The 14,860-nt window shown below is 69.4% G+C and carries 13 protein-coding genes and 1 riboswitch; of the genes, 5 read left to right on the top strand and 8 right to left on the bottom strand.

What is annotated here, in order from left to right; all coding sequences use genetic code 11:
* Nucleotides 1-17 precede the first annotated feature (17 nt).
* The 4 genes from qcrB to ctaE form a co-directional block, all read right to left on the bottom strand.
* Nucleotides 18-1,670 carry a cytochrome bc1 complex cytochrome b subunit gene (gene qcrB / locus ACFP3V_RS04215; protein ID WP_380579810.1) on the bottom strand — a complete coding sequence of 551 codons (1,653 nt, stop codon included), beginning with the start codon at nucleotides 1,668-1,670 and terminating at the stop codon, nucleotides 18-20.
* On the bottom strand, nucleotides 1,667-2,734 hold the full coding sequence (gene qcrA, locus ACFP3V_RS04210) for a cytochrome bc1 complex Rieske iron-sulfur subunit (RefSeq protein ID WP_380579808.1): 1,068 nt from the start codon (nucleotides 2,732-2,734) through the stop codon (nucleotides 1,667-1,669). Before qcrA ends, qcrB begins: the two co-directional genes overlap by 4 nt.
* On the bottom strand, nucleotides 2,731-3,534 hold the full coding sequence (gene qcrC / locus ACFP3V_RS04205) for a cytochrome bc1 complex diheme cytochrome c subunit (protein ID WP_380579806.1): 804 nt from the start codon (nucleotides 3,532-3,534) through the stop codon (nucleotides 2,731-2,733). The genes qcrA and qcrC overlap by 4 nt, the downstream gene beginning before the upstream one ends.
* 66 nt (nucleotides 3,535-3,600) lie before the next feature.
* Nucleotides 3,601-4,221 (bottom strand): aa3-type cytochrome oxidase subunit III, encoded by a 621-nt coding sequence (gene ctaE, locus ACFP3V_RS04200; RefSeq protein WP_380579804.1) that lies wholly within the window; start codon nucleotides 4,219-4,221, stop codon nucleotides 3,601-3,603.
* Between the two features lie 204 nt (nucleotides 4,222-4,425).
* On the opposite strand from ctaE, the gene ACFP3V_RS04195 reads away from it, so the two are divergent.
* The 3 genes from ACFP3V_RS04195 (at nucleotide 4,426) to ACFP3V_RS04185 (ending at nucleotide 7,877) form a co-directional block, all read left to right on the top strand.
* Complete coding sequence (locus tag ACFP3V_RS04195; protein WP_380579802.1) at nucleotides 4,426-4,833, top strand: hypothetical protein; 408 nt, start codon at nucleotides 4,426-4,428, stop codon at nucleotides 4,831-4,833.
* Nucleotides 4,834-4,893: 60 nt separating this feature from the next.
* Nucleotides 4,894-5,961, top strand: coding sequence for an anthranilate phosphoribosyltransferase (gene trpD / locus ACFP3V_RS04190; RefSeq protein WP_380579800.1), 1,068 nt, complete (start codon nucleotides 4,894-4,896; stop codon nucleotides 5,959-5,961).
* A gap of 260 nt (nucleotides 5,962-6,221) precedes the next feature.
* A riboswitch (SAM riboswitch) is annotated at nucleotides 6,222-6,357 on the top strand.
* Between the two features lie 158 nt (nucleotides 6,358-6,515).
* Complete coding sequence (locus tag ACFP3V_RS04185) at nucleotides 6,516-7,877, top strand: aminotransferase class V-fold PLP-dependent enzyme (protein ID WP_380579798.1); 1,362 nt, start codon at nucleotides 6,516-6,518, stop codon at nucleotides 7,875-7,877.
* A 130-nt stretch (nucleotides 7,878-8,007) separates the two neighbouring features.
* Here the strand turns inward: ACFP3V_RS04185 and ACFP3V_RS04180 are convergent, their stop codons facing one another.
* The 4 genes from ACFP3V_RS04180 to ctaC all read right to left on the bottom strand — a co-directional run bounded on the left by ACFP3V_RS04180 (nucleotide 8,008) and on the right by ctaC (nucleotide 12,448).
* Nucleotides 8,008-9,273 carry a L,D-transpeptidase gene (locus ACFP3V_RS04180; protein WP_380579796.1) on the bottom strand — a complete coding sequence of 422 codons (1,266 nt, stop codon included), beginning with the start codon at nucleotides 9,271-9,273 and terminating at the stop codon, nucleotides 8,008-8,010.
* A 168-nt stretch (nucleotides 9,274-9,441) separates the two neighbouring features.
* Nucleotides 9,442-9,840, bottom strand: coding sequence for a cytochrome c oxidase subunit 4 (locus ACFP3V_RS04175; protein ID WP_380579794.1), 399 nt, complete (start codon nucleotides 9,838-9,840; stop codon nucleotides 9,442-9,444).
* Entirely contained in the window at nucleotides 9,837-11,531 is a 1,695-nt protein-coding gene (gene ctaD / locus ACFP3V_RS04170) for an aa3-type cytochrome oxidase subunit I (protein ID WP_380579909.1), read from the bottom strand. The genes ACFP3V_RS04175 and ctaD overlap by 4 nt, the downstream gene beginning before the upstream one ends.
* A gap of 44 nt (nucleotides 11,532-11,575) precedes the next feature.
* Nucleotides 11,576-12,448, bottom strand: coding sequence for an aa3-type cytochrome oxidase subunit II (gene ctaC / locus ACFP3V_RS04165; protein ID WP_380579792.1), 873 nt, complete (start codon nucleotides 12,446-12,448; stop codon nucleotides 11,576-11,578).
* 363 nt (nucleotides 12,449-12,811) lie between these two features.
* Between ctaC and ACFP3V_RS04160 the strand changes: the two genes are divergently transcribed.
* Together ACFP3V_RS04160 and ACFP3V_RS04155 are read left to right on the top strand one after the other, a co-directional pair.
* A complete protein-coding gene (locus tag ACFP3V_RS04160; protein ID WP_380579790.1) occupies nucleotides 12,812-14,179 on the top strand; it encodes a cysteine desulfurase/sulfurtransferase TusA family protein in 1,368 nt (455 codons plus the stop codon).
* A 324-nt stretch (nucleotides 14,180-14,503) separates the two neighbouring features.
* Nucleotides 14,504-14,860, top strand: a 357-nt coding sequence (locus ACFP3V_RS04155) for an FHA domain-containing protein (protein WP_380579788.1), incomplete at its 3' end; no start/stop codon positions are given.

Genomic DNA, 14,860 nt, shown 5'->3' with positions numbered 1-14,860 from the left:
TGCAGATCGCAGATCAATCAGTGGTGGCCGTGGCCACTCGTGATCTCGGCGTGCTCCTCGGGCGTGGCCTTCGAGATCTGGCCGGCCTCGCCGAAGTACCCCTCGGAGAGCTTGGCGCGGATCTTCGTCGCGACACCGATCTTGGCCTTGACGCCGTTCTCGTCCACCGCCGGCGGCAGCTCCACCGGGGTGGCCTGCTCGTGCGCCGTGAGGCGGAACAGCTCCGACTGCGGCAGCTGCTCGTGGACCTCGATGAACTCACCGTGCGGCAGGCGCTTGATGGTTCCGGTCTCCCGGCCGTGCAGGACCTTGTCCTTGTCACGGCGCTGCAGACCCATGCACCAGCGCTTGGTGATCCAGAAGGCCAGCACCGGGCCGACGAAGAACAGCACCCGGCACGCCCAGGTGATGTCGTCGATCGACAGGTGCAGGTGCGTGGCGAACAGGTCGTTGCCACCACCCACGAGCAGGATGATGTACTCCGCCAGCCACGCGACACCCAGGCCGGTGCGCACCGGCTGGTTCCGCGGGCGGTCGAGGATGTGGTGCTCGCGCTTGTCCCCGGTGATCCACGCCTCCAGGAACGGGTAGAGCGCGATCACGACGAACATCAGGCCGAAGACGACCAGCGGGATGAACACGCCGAGCACCAGGGTGTGGCCCCAGAGTCGGATCTCCCAGCCCGGCATGATGCGGATCAGGCCCTCGGAGAAGCCCATGTACCAGTCGGGCTGAGCGTCCGTGGACACCTGGTCCGGGCGGTACGGGCCGTAGGCCCAGATCGGGTTGACCGAGGCGATCGCCGAGATCAGCGCGATGACGCCGAATACCAGGAAGAAGAAGCCACCGGCCTTGGCCATGTAGACCGGCATCAGCGGCATGCCGACGACGTTCTTCTCGCTGCGGCCGGGGCCCGCGAACTGGGTGTGCTTGTGGTAGAAGACCAGGATCAGGTGCGCCACCAGCAGACCCAGCATGATGCCGGGGATCAGCAGGATGTGGATGGTGTAGAAGCGCGGGATGATGTCGTGCCCGGGGAACTCGCCGCCGTACAGGAACATCTGCAGGTAGGTGCCGACGATCGGCACCGACAGGATCGCGCCCTCCATGAAGCGGATACCGGTACCGGACAGCAGGTCGTCCGGGAGCGAGTAGCCCATGAAGCCGTCGAACATGCCCAGGAAGAGCAGCAGGAAGCCGAACAGCCAGTTGATCTCACGGGGCTTGCGGAACGCGCCGGTGAAGAAGACGCGCATCATGTGCACGATCATCGCCGCGACGAAGACGATGGCCGCCCAGTGGTGGATCTGACGGATCAGCAGACCGCCGCGCACGTCGAAGCTGATGTTCAGCGCCGACTCGTACGCCTCGGACATGCGGATGCCCTGCAGCGGGGTGTAGGAGCCGTGGTAGACGACCTCACCCATGCTCGGGTTGAAGAACAGCGTCAGGTAGACGCCGGTCAGGATGATGATGATGAAGCTGTAGAGGCAGATCTCACCCAGCATGAAGGACCAGTGGTCCGGGAAGATCTTCCTCAGGTTGGACTTGGCCAGGTTGTAGATCCCGAGTCGGCCGTCGGCCCAGTCGGCGAGCTTCTCGCCGACGTGGCCCTGCTCGACTCCGGCCTCGCTGTGGCCGGTCTGATCGTGCGTCACGTCACTGCTCATTCGCTGCGCTCCCAGAAGCCGGGGCCGACCGGGGCGCTGAAGTCACCGAGGGCCTGCAGGTTGCCGTTGCCGTCGACGTTGATCGCGAGCTGCGGCAGCGGGTGGCCGGCGGGGCCGAAGATGACCCGCGCGCCGTCGGAGAGGTCGAAGGTCGACTGGTGGCACGGGCAGAGGACATGGTGCGTCTGCTGCTCGTACAGGGAGATCGGGCAACCCACGTGGGTGCAGATCTTCGAGAAGGCGAGCACCCCGTTGTAGCCCCAGTCCGCGGACCGCTTGTCCTTGATGTCCTCCGGCTGGAGGCGGACCAGCATGACCGCGTCCTTGGCGATGCGCTCCTGGAAGTCCTCGTCGTCCTCGCTCAGGTTCTCCGGCATGGCGAAGGTGAGCGAACCCACCTCGATGTCGGAGGCCTTGATCGGCTCGCCCGTGTTCATGTTCTTCAGGCGCATGCCCTTGACCCACGCGGTGTGGATCAGCTTCTTCTCCGGCAGCGGGCCGAGGTCGCGGAAGAGCACGACCGCGGAGAGCGGGAAGACGGCCATCGCACCGATCATGGTGTTGCGGATCAGCTTGCGGCGGCCGAAGCCGGACTCCTTGGCGCCCTGGCGGAAGTCCGCGAAGACCTGCTCCCGGACCGCGGGGGTGGCCTCGACCGGGTGGCGCTCGGAGATGTGCTCCTCGTCCGACATCAGCGTGCGGGCCCAGTGGACCGCGCCGGCGCCGATCGAGAAGAGGGACACGCCCAGGGAGATGCCCAGGCCGAAGTTCAGCTTGGAGACATCGCCGATGGGCCAGATGTAGACCGTGTTGGCGGACTGGGGCCCCGGCTTGAAGATGACGTAGCAGGCGATGAAGGCCACGGTGGCCAGCATCGACAGCACGAACCAGAGGGCGACCTGACGCTCGGCCCGCTTGGCGGCCCGTTCGTCGATGTCGGTCCGGCGGGGCTCGTGGGGCGGCAGGCCGGGGTCCGCGAACGCGCCGCCGTGTACGGCGACCGTCCCGTGCCCGCCTGCCGCCTCGGGCAGGTGTTCTTCAGACATGTTGTCCTGGCTCGTCATGACTTCTTGGCCTTGGGGGTGCGGGCGGCGATCCAGATGGCAACGCCGATCAGGGCGCCGAGCCCGAAGATCCAACCGAACAGCCCCTCGGAGACCGGGCCGATGGCACCCAGGGTCATTCCGCCGTAGCTGGGGTTGGTGTCCGAGTTCGTCGTGTGCGTGACGTACGCGATGATGTCCTTCTTCTGCTGCTCCGGCATGGTGGAGTCAGGGAAGGACGGCATGTTCTGAGGACCCGTCAGCATGGCCTCCCAGATGTGCTTTCCGCTCACCTTGGCCAGGCTCGGGGCGAACTTGCCCTCGCTCAGCGCGCCGCCGGCACCGGCGAAGTTGTGGCACTGGGCGCAGTTGGTACGGAACAGCTCGCCACCGCGGGAGACGTCGCCGCCCTGGGTCTGGGCCTCCGTCACCCGGGCCGGACCGGCGCCCAGCGTGGCGATGTAGTCGCCGAGCTGGTCGATCTGGGCCTGGGTGTAGATGACCTTCTTCTTCGGGACCTGGGCGCCCGGCTGCTGCGCGGGCATGCGGCCGGTACCGACCTGGAAGTCCACGGCGGCGGAACCGACGCCGACCAGCGACGGGCCGTCCTTGGTGCCCTCGCCGTTCAGGCCGTGGCAGCTGGCGCAGCCGACCTGGTAGAGCTTCTTGCCCTGCTCGACGGACAGCGACTGGCTGCTGTCAGCCTGTGCGCTGCCGGTCGGCGCGAAGGCGGCGTACAGCCCCCCGGTGGCCGCCAGCGCGAAGATGAGGACGACGAGCGCTGCCAGCGGGTGGCGCCGTCGTGCGGAGAGCTTTTTCACGGATAAACCCCGGTGTGAGGATCTGGAGCGTCTGGAGTCTGGTAGACCGTCAGGACGGTCCGACCCTTACTTGATCAGATAGATGGTCGCGAACAGACCGATCCAGACCACGTCGACGAAGTGCCAGTAGTACGACACGACGATCGCCGCGGTGGCCTGCTCGTGCGTGAAGCGCTTGGCCGCGTAGGTCCGTCCCAGGACCAGCAGGAACGCGATCAGACCGCCCGTCACGTGGAGGCCGTGGAAGCCGGTGGTCAGGTAGAAGACCGAGCCGTACGGGGAGGAGGAGAGGGACAGGCCGTCCTTCTTCACCAGCTCCGTGTACTCGTAGATCTGACCGCCGATGAACATCGCACCCATGATGAAGGTGACGATGAACCAGGCCCGGAGCTTCTTCACGTCGCCGCGCTCGGCGGCGAACACACCCATCTGGCAGGTGAACGAGGAGAGCACCAGGATCGTGGTGTTGACCGAGGAGAACGGCACGTTGAGTGCGTGGTTCTGCTCGTGCCAGAAGTCGACGCCGGTCACCGACCGGATCGTGAAGTACATCGCGAAGAGGGCAGCGAAGAACATCAGCTCGGAACTCAGCCAGACGATGGTTCCGACGCTGGTGAGGTTCGGCCGGTTGACCGAACCGTGTGCGTGCCCGGTTTCTACTGCAGTTGCTGTCGCCACGACCGACATTATGTCGGTCGCTTATTCCGTCTTGACGGCGGGGGGTGTGCGTCGGTGTGTCCGGGTCCTGACGTACCCTCGAAAAGGTGATCCTCGGCCGCTGAGCGGCCTTGCCGCGCACGACTTCTGTCGGTGCGTGAGGTTCGGGAGTAGAGTCCGCGACGAGCACGAAGAAGTGGTCCCGATCACCCGACCCAGGGGGTTGTGTCTGCGATGGCACTGCGCGTCCTCGTCTACAGCGACGACCGGAACACCCGCGAGCAGGTCCGGCTGGCCCTCGGCCGCCGCCCGGCCCAGGACCTCCCCGAGATCGAGTACCTCGAGTGCGCGACGGCCCCGGCGGTGGTCCGCGCCGTGGACGCGCACGCGAAGGGCGCCAAGCGGATCGACCTTCTGGTGCTCGACGGCGAAGCGGTGCCCCTCGGCGGGATGGGCCTGGCCCGGCAGCTGAAGGACGAGGTCTACCACTGCCCTCCGGTGCTGGTCCTGGTGGCCCGCCCGCAGGACGCCTGGCTCGCCACCTGGTCCCGGGCCGACGCCGCGGTGGCCGCCCCGGTGGACCCGGTCGCCCTGGCTGAGACGGCGACGACGCTGCTGCGTTCCGCCCATCTCGCCGCCTGAGACCTCCGGCCCGTCCGGGCCTCCGCTCGCTAGGCTGGCGCTGTTCCCAGCAGCCGCCACATGACTCGAGTGAGAGGCCCGTCGATGGTCGTCCCCGTGCAGCAGCGCACCTGGCCCGACGTGCTCAACCCCCTGCTCTCCGGGGCCGATCTGGACGCGGCGGGCACCGCCTGGGCGATGGACCAGATCATGCGCGGAGAGGCCAGCCCGGCGCAGATCGCCGGCTTCATGGTCGCGCTGCGCGCGAAGGGCGAGACGGTCGAGGAGATCTCCGGCCTGGTCGACGCGATGTACGCGCACGCCACGGTGATCGAGGTCCCCGGCCCCGCGGTGGACATCGTGGGGACCGGCGGCGACCGGGCCAGGACCGTCAACATCTCGACCATGTCGGCCGTGGTCGCCGCGGGCGCGGGCGCGCGCGTGGTCAAGCACGGCAACCGGGCCGCCTCCTCCGCGAGCGGCGCGACGGACGTGCTGGAGCACCTGGGCGTCCGACTGGACCTGTCCCCCGAGCGGGTCGCGCAGGTGGCGACGGAGATCGGCATCACCTACTGCCCGGCCCCGGTGTTCCATCCGGCGATGCGTCATGCGGGCACCGCCCGTAAGGACTTGGGGGTCCCCACCTCCTTCAACCTGCTCGGCCCGCTGACCAACCCGGCCCGGGTCACGGCCAACGCGGTGGGCTGCTTCGACAGCCGGATGGCCGGCCTCATCGCCGGGGTCCTGGCCCGCCGCGGCAACTCGGCCCTGGTGTTCCGCGGCGACGACGGCCTGGACGAACTGACGGTCACGACGACGTCCACGGTGTGGCGGGTGCTGGACGGGGAGGTGGAGCAGATCCCCTTCGACCCGCGGGAGCTGGGCCTCCCCTTCGCCCCCGTGGAGGCCCTGCGGGGCGCCGACCCCGCGTACAACGCCCAGGTCGCCCGCGAGGTCCTGGCCGGCAAGACCGGCCCGGTCCGCGACGCGGTGGTCCTCAACTCGGCGGCGGCGCTGGTAGCGCTGGAGCAGACGCCGGCCCCTCTGATCGAGCAGTTCGCTGCCGCGATCGAGCGCACGGCGGTGTCCATCGACAGCGGCGCGGCACTGGCCGTCCTCGAGCGGTGGAGCTCCGCGACCAACCGTTAGTCGCCGCCACGCCTCAGGGGCGGAGCCCCGCAGTGGCGCTGGGGGCACCCCCGCCCGTACGGGGGTGGGGGACTGCGCGACCGGCCCACCACCCGCGGAGGTTCGACCTGCTGATCGGGGACGGACCTCCCTGGGTGGTGGGCCGGTCGCGCAGTCCCCCGCGCCCCTACGGGGCTGCAACGGAATGTCTGTCATCGACGGATCTCGGATGACGGAATGGGCTCGTTCACGTTCCGGGCCCTCTGGCATACTCCTCGTCAGGTCACGAGTGACAGCACGCGGTTCACGAACCGCTGAAGCCCCGGCTCGCTGTCCGGCAACCCTCCGCCCGCGGCGGGGTGCCTCCGGGTGACGACCAGGCCGTCGCACAGCACCGTGCAACGGCAAGCGCGGATCCCCCTCCCCGGGATCCCTCGGTCCGAGGAGTTCTCCACATGGCACAGCGAATGCGTTAGAGGCCGACGCGCCTCCCTCTCCGCACACCCTTTCGCCCCTGCGCCCGCCTGCCCGCACTCCGGGCCGTCGCGTGTCCAGCCATGCCCTGAGGATTCGTCATGTCTGTCTCCACCGTTGCCTGTTCCACCCCGCTCCCCGTCCTCGGCCGTGACGTCGAGGTGCCGCTCGCGGACGGCACCAAGGTCGGCTACGCCGCACTCGACTACGCCGCCAGCGCTCCGGCCCTGCAGCGCGTCTGGGACGACGTCGCCGCCTACGCGCCCTACTACGGCAGCGTCCACCGCGGGGCCGGCTACCTGTCCCAGCTGTCCACCGACCTCTTCGAGCAGAGCCGCGCCACCGTCGCCGACTTCCTCGACCTGCGCGAGGACGACTACGTCGTCTTCACGCGGGCCACCACGGACTCGCTCAACCTGCTGGCCTCCGTGCTGCCTTCCGGCACCTGCGTCTACGCCTTCGAGACGGAGCACCACGCCTCCCTCCTCCCCTGGCGTCGCGAGGGGCTGACGGTCTCCTACCTCCGCGCTCCCCGCTCGCCCCAGGAGGCCGTCGACGCGCTCGACGCCGCGCTCTCGGTGGCGCCGGCCGGGCCGAAGCTGGTGTGCGTCACGGGGGCATCCAACGTCACCGGCGAGATCTGGCCGGTGCGCGCGCTCGCGGAGACGGCGCACCGCCACGGCGCCCGGATCGTCCTCGACGCCGCCCAGCTGGCGCCCCACCACGCGGTCTCCGTCCGCGAGTTGGACGTTGACTGGGTGGCCTTCTCCGGCCACAAGCTGTACGCCCCGTTCGGCGCGGGCGTACTCGCCGGGCGCGCGGACTGGCTCGACGCGGCCGAGCCCTACCTGGCCGGCGGCGGCGCGTCCCGCACCGTCGCCCGGGAGGCGGACGGCGGCGTCGCCGTCGAGTGGCACCGCGGCCCGGCCCGCCACGAGGCCGGCTCCCCCAACGTGATCGGCGCCTACGCCATCGCCTCCGCGTGCCGCGCGCTGACGGAGACCGGGTTCGACGCCCTGGTGTCCCGCGAGCGGGAGTTGATCGACCGTCTGCTGACCGGACTGGCCGAGATCCCCGAGGTGCGGGTGCTCACCCTGTTCGGCACGGATCACGAGCGGGTCGGCGTGCTCTCCTTCGTGGTGCAGGGCTGGAACAGCAGCCACTTCTCCGCTGCGCTCTCCGCGGAGTACGGGATCGGTGTGCGCGACGGACTGTTCTGCGCCCACCCGCTGGTACGCACCCTGCTCGGCGGGGAGGAGGACAGCCCCGGCGAGTGCGGTGCCCCGGAGCCGTCCCTGCCGGGCGAGCGGAGCCTGAACGCCATCCGCGTCAGCTTCGGGGCGGGGACGCCCGACGAGCACGTGGAGCGGTTCCTCACGGCGGTGAAGGAACTGGTCACCCACGGCGCGAAGTGGTCCTACCGCACCGAATCCGGCCGCTGCGTCCCCGACGTCCAGCGGTAGGGCACCCCTCACGGGCGCGGGGAACTGCGCGGGCAGCACACCACTCGCGGAGGTCCGACCCGTTGATCGGGGACGGACCTCCGCGAGTGGTGTCTTGCTCGCGCACGCGCCCCTCCGGGCGTCCCCGCGGTCACACGCTGGGCCGTAGGTACCCCACCGCCGTGGCCGTCGTGTCGGCCGTGCCCCCGACGCCGTTCACCGGGGCTCCCGTGGTCACTGTGCGGTGCAGCGCACTGCCCTTCTCCCAGTCCGCCCAGGACACGTTCCAGTCGCCGTACCCGTTGCCGAAGCGCTCCATCTCGTGCCCGAGGCTGTGCACCACCTCCACGAGGTCCCCGGGACGGAAGGTGTCGTAGAACCACCGGGCGTTCTCCGTCGACATGCCGGTGCAGCCGTGCGAGACGTTGGCGACGCCCTGGGAGCCCACCGACCACGGCGCGGCGTGGACGTACTCGCCCGACCAGGTGACCCGGCTCGCCCAACGGACGTTGAGCGCGTAGGAGTTGGAGGAGCCCGCGGCGATGCCCACCGTCCGGGAGTCCATGAAGACGGTCGACTGCTGTTCCAGCACCACCTTGATGCCGTTCCGCGTGGAGAAGCCGGGCTTGCCGGTCGTCACCGGGATGCGGCGGACGACCTTGTCGTTGCGGTAGACCGTCATGTAGTCCGACCGGGCGTCCGTCAGGGCGTACCACTTGTCCCGGGTGGTGAAGGCCGTCGCGCTCAGCGCGCCGCCGTAGGTGTCGCCCTGGACCTTGACGCCCTGCAGCTGGAACGCCGCCTGCACGGTGGCGTGGGCGGGCCAGTAGCCCTGCGGGCGGAAGTGGAGCGTGGTGTCGTCCACCCAGTACCAGGCGCCGGTCACCGACGGGGAGGAGCGGACCACCAGACCGCGTTCCACCACGGCCCGGGCAGCCGGGTCCTTGACCGGCTGACTGAGCGTCACCGTGATGGGCTCGCCGACCCCGTAGCTGCCGCCCTGCTGCGGGGTGAAGGTCGCCGTGAGCAGGTGGGCGGCCGCCTTGGTGTGGAACTGCTCGGTGACCGTGCCGCGGCCGCCGCTGCCGTCGTCGGCGCTGATCTGCGCCTGGTAGGCGGCGCCGGCGGCGAGCGTGCCGGTGGAGTGCCAGCTGCGGCCGTCGGGGGCGAGCTTGCCGGCGACCTGGCGCCCGTCGGCGCCGCGGATGGTCACGTCCGTCAGGGTGCCCTTGACCGCCGTCACCGTCAGCGGGGTCGACGGGTCCACCGTCTGCCCGGCGGCCGTACTGAGCTTGACGAGTGACGCCGCGTCAACGGCGTGCTCCTGGGGTTGGTCGGAGCCGCCGCTGCATCCGCTGAGCACGAGAACCAGCGCTCCGCCGAGCCAGGGAGCCCAGGACCGCAGTCGGGTGTTCATCACACGTCACGCCTTTCACGCTGCCCCGAATCCGACGTACCGTCACATCGTAGGAATCCCGGACAAAAGGCACATTCCTGCTCAGCCGTCAGAGTGTGTCGCGCGTACGGCGAAGGGGCCGCAGTCCCAAGGACTGCGNCCCCCCCCCCTTCGTGCGCTGACGCTACGTCACTGCGTCTGGTTCTCGCCCCGGTAGTACTCGAACACCCAGCCGAAGAGGCCGATGCCGATGATCGGGACGGAGAAGAACAGCAGCCACCAGCCGAAGATGACGCCCAGGAAGGCCAGGGAGCCACCGATGCCGAGCGAGAGCGGCTGCCAGCTGTGCGGGCTGAAGAAGCCCAGCACACCGGCGTCGTCGGAGACCTCGGCGTTGGGGTTGTCACCCGCGCCGGTGTCCACGCGCTTGGCGGTGAACAGCAGGTAGAAGGCGATGAACGCACCCAGGCCGAAGGCCAGGAAGAGCGCCGTGGTGCCGGTCGGGTCCTTGGACCAGAGGCCGTACCAGATCGCCATGCCGAGAATGAAGACCGAGAAGCCGGCGAAGATCTTGCCCTGTTCCCTCATCGGTCACCGCCCTCCTTCTTCTCCAGCGCGGCGGCCAGGTGGGCCGGGACCTCGCCGTGGTTCTCCAGGTAGTCCTGGGCGGCGATCTCGGGGTGGTGCAGGTCGAACGCCGGGGATTCGGAGCGGATGCGCGGCAGCGTGAGGAAGTTGTGCCGCGGCGGCGGGCAGGAGGTCGCCCACTCGAGCGAGCGGCCGTAACCCCAGGGGTCGTCGACCTCGACCTTCTTGCCGTACTTGGCGGTCTTCCAGACGTTGTAGAGGAAGGGCAGCATCGACGCGCCCAGGATGAACGAGCCGACCGTGGAGACGATGTTCAGCGTGGTGAACCCGTCGGTGGGCAGGTAGGTCGCGTAGCGACGCGGCATGCCCTCGGCGCCCAGCCAGTGCTGCACCAGGAAGGTGGTGTGGAAGCCGATGAACAGCATCCAGAAGGTGATCTTGCCGAGCCGCTCGTCCAGCATCTTGCCGGTCATCTTCGGCCACCAGAAGTGGAAGCCGGAGAACATCGCGAACACGACGGTGCCGAAGACCACGTAGTGGAAGTGGGCCACGACGAAGTACGAGTCCGAGACATGGAAGTCGATCGGCGGGGACGCCAGCAGAACACCGGTCAGACCACCGAAGAGGAAGGTGACGAGGAAGCCGGTGGCCCAGAGCATCGGGGTCTCGAAGCTCAGCGAGCCGCGCCACATCGTGCCGATCCAGTTGAAGAACTTCACACCCGTCGGGACCGCGATGAGGAACGTCATGAAGGAGAAGAACGGCAGCAGCACCGCGCCGGTGACGTACATGTGGTGGGCCCACACGGTCACCGAGAGGCCGGCGATGGCGATCGTCGCGGCGATGAGGCTGGAGTAGCCGAACATCGGCTTGCGCGAGAAGACCGGCACGACCTCGGAGATGATGCCGAAGAACGGCAGCGCGATGATGTACACCTCGGGGTGGCCGAAGAACCAGAAGAGGTGCTGCCACAGGATCGGCCCGCCGTTGGCGGGGTCGAACACGTGGGCGCCGAACTTGCGGTCCGCCTCCAGCGCCAGCAGCGCGGCGGCGAGGACCGGGAAGGCCAGCAGCACGAGCACCGCGGTCAGCAGCACGTTCCACACGAAGATCGGCATGCGGAACATGGTCATGCCCGGGGCGCGCATGCAGAGGATCGTGGTGATGAAGTTGACCGAGCCGAGGATGGTACCGAAGCCGGACAGCGCCAGACCCATGATCCACATGTCGCCGCCGACACCCGGGGTGTGGATGGCGTCGGACAGCGGCGCGTAGGCGAACCAGCCGAAGTCGGCCGCGCCCTGGGGGGTGAGGAAGCCGCCGACCGCGATCAGCGAGCCGAACAGGTAGAGCCAGTACGCGAACATGTTCAGCCGCGGGAACGCCACGTCCGGCGCGCCGATCTGCAGCGGCATGATCCAGTTCGTGAAGCCGGCGAACAGCGGGGTGGCGAACATCAGCAGCATGATCGTGCCATGCATGGTGAACGCCTGGTTGAACTGCTCGTTGGTGAGCACGCCGCCGTCAGGCTGGGCGAGCTGGGCGCGCATGGTCAGCGCGAGGACACCGCCGATCAGGAAGAAGGCGAACGAGGTCACCAGGTAGAGCGTGCCGATCGTCTTGTGATCGGTCGTCGTCATCCACTTGATGATCTGCGTGCCGCTCTTCTGGCCCTTCGCGGGCTTGCCCACGGTCGCGGTACCCCCGCTGAGCCCGTGGGGTTCGTTGAGGATCGTCACTGTGTGTTACCTGCTCCCGTGGTCACGATGCCGGACGGCACCGAACCAGCCTGACCCTTGGCACGAAGCTGCTGCAGATGAGCCTGGTACTCGGCCGGGGTCACAACCTTGACGTTGAAGAGCATCTGCGAGTGGTCCACGCCGCAGAGCTCGGTGCACTTGCCGCGGAAGGTGCCCAGCTGAGTGGGCGTCACCTCGAAGCGGTTCACGATGCCGGGGATGACGTCCATCTTCATGAGGAAGTCGACCGGCCAGAAGCCGTGGATGACGTCGCGCGAGGTCAGCTCGAAGACGACCTTCTCACCCTGCGGCAGCCACAGCGTGGGCGGCTGCTCCGGGGTGCCGACGTCGTACGCGCCACTCTGGTCGCCCAGCTGGTTCTGGTGCTTGGGGTCGACCTTGTGCTCGTAGTTGAACGCCCAACTCCACTGGAAGCCGACAACGTTGATGACGTGCGTGGTGGGCTTGTTGTCGACCTTGAGCAGCGCGCTCTCGTCACGTGCCGTGTAGAAGAAGAAGACGGAGACCATGAGCACCGGAACGATGGTGAACAGGGCCTCGATCGGCATGTTGTAACGGAACTGCGGAGGAACCTCCACCTTGGTGCGGCTGCGCCGGTGGAACACGACGCTCCACAGGATCAGACCCCACACCAGCACACCGACGGCCAGTGCGGCGATCCAGGCACTCTGCCAGAGGAAGAGGACGGTGTGGCCCTCCTCGTCCCTGGGAGTGGGCAGGCCGAGCCTGGGCAGGTCACTGGACTGGCAGCCTGTGGCGGTGGCAAGGACGAGGCCCAGCGTCAGCGCTGAAAGCAGCTTCCGCCGCATCGAGCGCCGCGGCGAGCGGTCGGAGCCGTTGGGACTCACGTAGCGCCTTCCCGAAGTCTCGCCCGCTCACCATGCCGACCGGGGGTGGGTCCCGGTGGCCCGGTCACGGGCAGGGTTTGGATGTTTATGCGGCCCAAACCCTACTCCAGCCCGATCGGCGCTTTGCGGGCAGGTCCCACTAACGCGCCGATCTCCCTGGCAGAGAGCGCCCGAATGGGCGGAATCGCAGGTCAGCAGCCCATTCGGGGGCCGCGACCGGGACCCGCCGACACGCCGGGGGGCCGCTCGCGGGGGGCCGATGAGCCTGTCATACGATCGGGTACGGAGCGGGGACCACGGCGGTGCCGCGCGCCGCCGCCACAGCCGCTGATGCATGCTCAGCTGCCCGTCTACCGTGGTGCCGTGCCCTACTTCGACGCCGCGACGACGCTCCCGCTGCACCCCCTGGCCCGCCAGGCGCTGCTCTCCGCGCTGGACGAGGGCTGGGCGGACCCCACCCGCCTCTACCGCGACGGGCGCCGCGCCCGGATGCTGCTGGACGCGGCCCGCGAGACCCTGGCCGCCGAGCTGGGCGCGCGAACTGACGAGGTGTCGTTCACCGCGTCGGGGACCCTCGCCAACCATGTAGGGGTGCTGGGTGCCCTTTCCGGCAATCACCGGAAAGGGCGTCACTTCGTACACAGCGCCGTCGAACACTCCTCCGTCCTGCACGCCGCCGAACAGTTCGAGCGGGACGGCGGCGAGGTGACCTCGGTGGGGGTGGACGCCCTCGGCCGGGTCGGCACCGGGGAGTTCGCGGCGGCGTTGCGTCCCGACACCGCGCTGGCGGCGCTGCAGTCCGCCAACCACGAGGTGGGCACGGTGCAGCCGGTGGCCGAGGTCGCGGAGCTGTGCGCGGAGGCCGGCGTTCCGCTCCTGGTGGACGCCGCGCAGTCGGCGGCCTGGGGCCCGGTGCCGGGCCGCTGGTCGCTGCTGACCGCGTCCGCGCACAAGTGGGGCGGACCGGTCGGCCTGGGCGTGCTGGTGGTGCGCAAGGGCACCCGGTACCGCTCGCCGCTTCCCGCGGACGACCGGGGCTTCGTCGACGTTCCGTCAGCCATCGCCGCCGCCGTGGCCCTTCGGGCCGTCCGCCAGGAGGCGGCGTCCGCGGACGCGGCCCTGCGGCCGCTGGTCGCCCGGCTCCGCGCCGAGCTCCCGGGCCTGGTCCCCGACCTGGCGGTGCTGGGCGACGCGGAGCGGCGGCTGCCCCACGTGCTCACCTTCTCCTGCCTCTACGTGGACGGCGAGGCGCTGCTGCACGAGCTGGACCGGGCGGGCTTCGCCGTCTCGTCGGGCTCGTCCTGCAGCAGCAGCACGCTGACGCCCAGCCATGTCCTGGCCGCGATGGGAGCGCTGACGGAGGGCAACGTCCGGGTGTCGCTCCCGACGGGCACGACGGCGGCGGACATCGACGCCTTCCTGGCCGCGCTGCCGCGCGCGGTGGCGGGGACCCGCGCGCACCTCGAGCCCGCGCCGGCCTCGGCCCCGCTGGTCGTGGACTCGATCGGGAAGCGGTGCCCGGTCCCCATCATCGAACTGGCCAAGCGGTTTCCGACCGTGCCGGTCGGCGCCACGGTGGTCGTGCTCTCCGACGACGAGGCGGCCCGGCTGGACGTCCCGGCGTGGTGCGAGATGCGCACCCAACGCTATGTCGGCGAAGCCGACGCCACCGACTACCGCGCTGACGCGCCGTCAGGCGCCCGTGCCTACTTGGTGGAACGCCTCAGCTGAGGTGACTCCCCCGCCCCAGGGCCCGCAGGGGCCTGGGGCGGGGGCTGTGGACATGTGCGGCCCGCGTGGGCCCGAGAAGCCCACCCCCTGGGAGGTTCGGCCCCATGTGCCGGTCAGGCCTCTCTGGGAGGGGTGCGTGCTCGCGCCCACGCGGCGGAGCCGCACATGTTCACAGCCTCGCGTCGCTCCGGCCCCGGCGGGTCCCCGGAGGGGATTGCCGGGTTGCTGTGTCACTGCGCTGTGGTATCCACTATGCGTGGAGTAAGAGCTGAATGAGTGGATCACCGGGTGGGGGCCGCGGCAGCGGCAGGGTGAGGGGGGTCGGTGGGGGACGAAGAGTCCGCGCACGCACCGCAGTTGATAGTGACTCTGGCCGGGCGTCAGCACCGCTTCCCGCCTGGGCGGCGGGTCGTCGTCGCGCGGGATCCGGACGCCGATGTGGTGTCCGTCAACCCCCTGGTCTCCCGCAAGTGCCACGGGGTGCTGGTGGGGGACGAGCGGGGCGCCGTCTACACGGACATGTCCCGGCGTGGCACCTTCCTGGACGGGCGTCCGCTCCGCGGTCCGCTACGCATCGACCGTTCGCTGGAGCTGCGCCTCGGGGACCCGGCAACCGGTGAACTCCTGGGCATCACACCGCCGCTGACGGCCGATCAGCTGGAGCGCAACCGGACCCGGCCC

This window comes from Streptacidiphilus monticola (assembly GCF_042658505.1).
GTDB classification, from domain to species: domain Bacteria; phylum Actinomycetota; class Actinomycetes; order Streptomycetales; family Streptomycetaceae; genus Streptacidiphilus; species Streptacidiphilus monticola.
This window is presented reverse-complemented; position numbering and strand designations above follow the sequence as displayed.

What these genes read in the sequence shown, in the direction of transcription:
- trpD (WP_380579800.1), top strand. Translation starts at nt 4,894, where the DNA reads ATGACTCGAGTGAGAGGCCCGTCGATGGTCGTCCCCGTGCAGCAGCGC.
- ACFP3V_RS04175 (WP_380579794.1), bottom strand. Translation starts at nt 9,840, where the DNA reads ATGAGGGAACAGGGCAAGATCTTCGCCGGCTTCTCGGTCTTCATTCTC.
- ACFP3V_RS04180 (WP_380579796.1), bottom strand. Translation starts at nt 9,273, where the DNA reads ATGAACACCCGACTGCGGTCCTGGGCTCCCTGGCTCGGCGGAGCGCTG.
- ACFP3V_RS04185 (WP_380579798.1), top strand. Translation starts at nt 6,516, where the DNA reads ATGTCTGTCTCCACCGTTGCCTGTTCCACCCCGCTCCCCGTCCTCGGC.
- ctaE (WP_380579804.1), bottom strand. Translation starts at nt 4,221, where the DNA reads ATGTCGGTCGTGGCGACAGCAACTGCAGTAGAAACCGGGCACGCACAC.
- ACFP3V_RS04195 (WP_380579802.1), top strand. Translation starts at nt 4,426, where the DNA reads ATGGCACTGCGCGTCCTCGTCTACAGCGACGACCGGAACACCCGCGAG.
- qcrA (WP_380579808.1), bottom strand. Translation starts at nt 2,734, where the DNA reads ATGACGAGCCAGGACAACATGTCTGAAGAACACCTGCCCGAGGCGGCA.
- qcrB (WP_380579810.1), bottom strand. Translation starts at nt 1,670, where the DNA reads ATGAGCAGTGACGTGACGCACGATCAGACCGGCCACAGCGAGGCCGGA.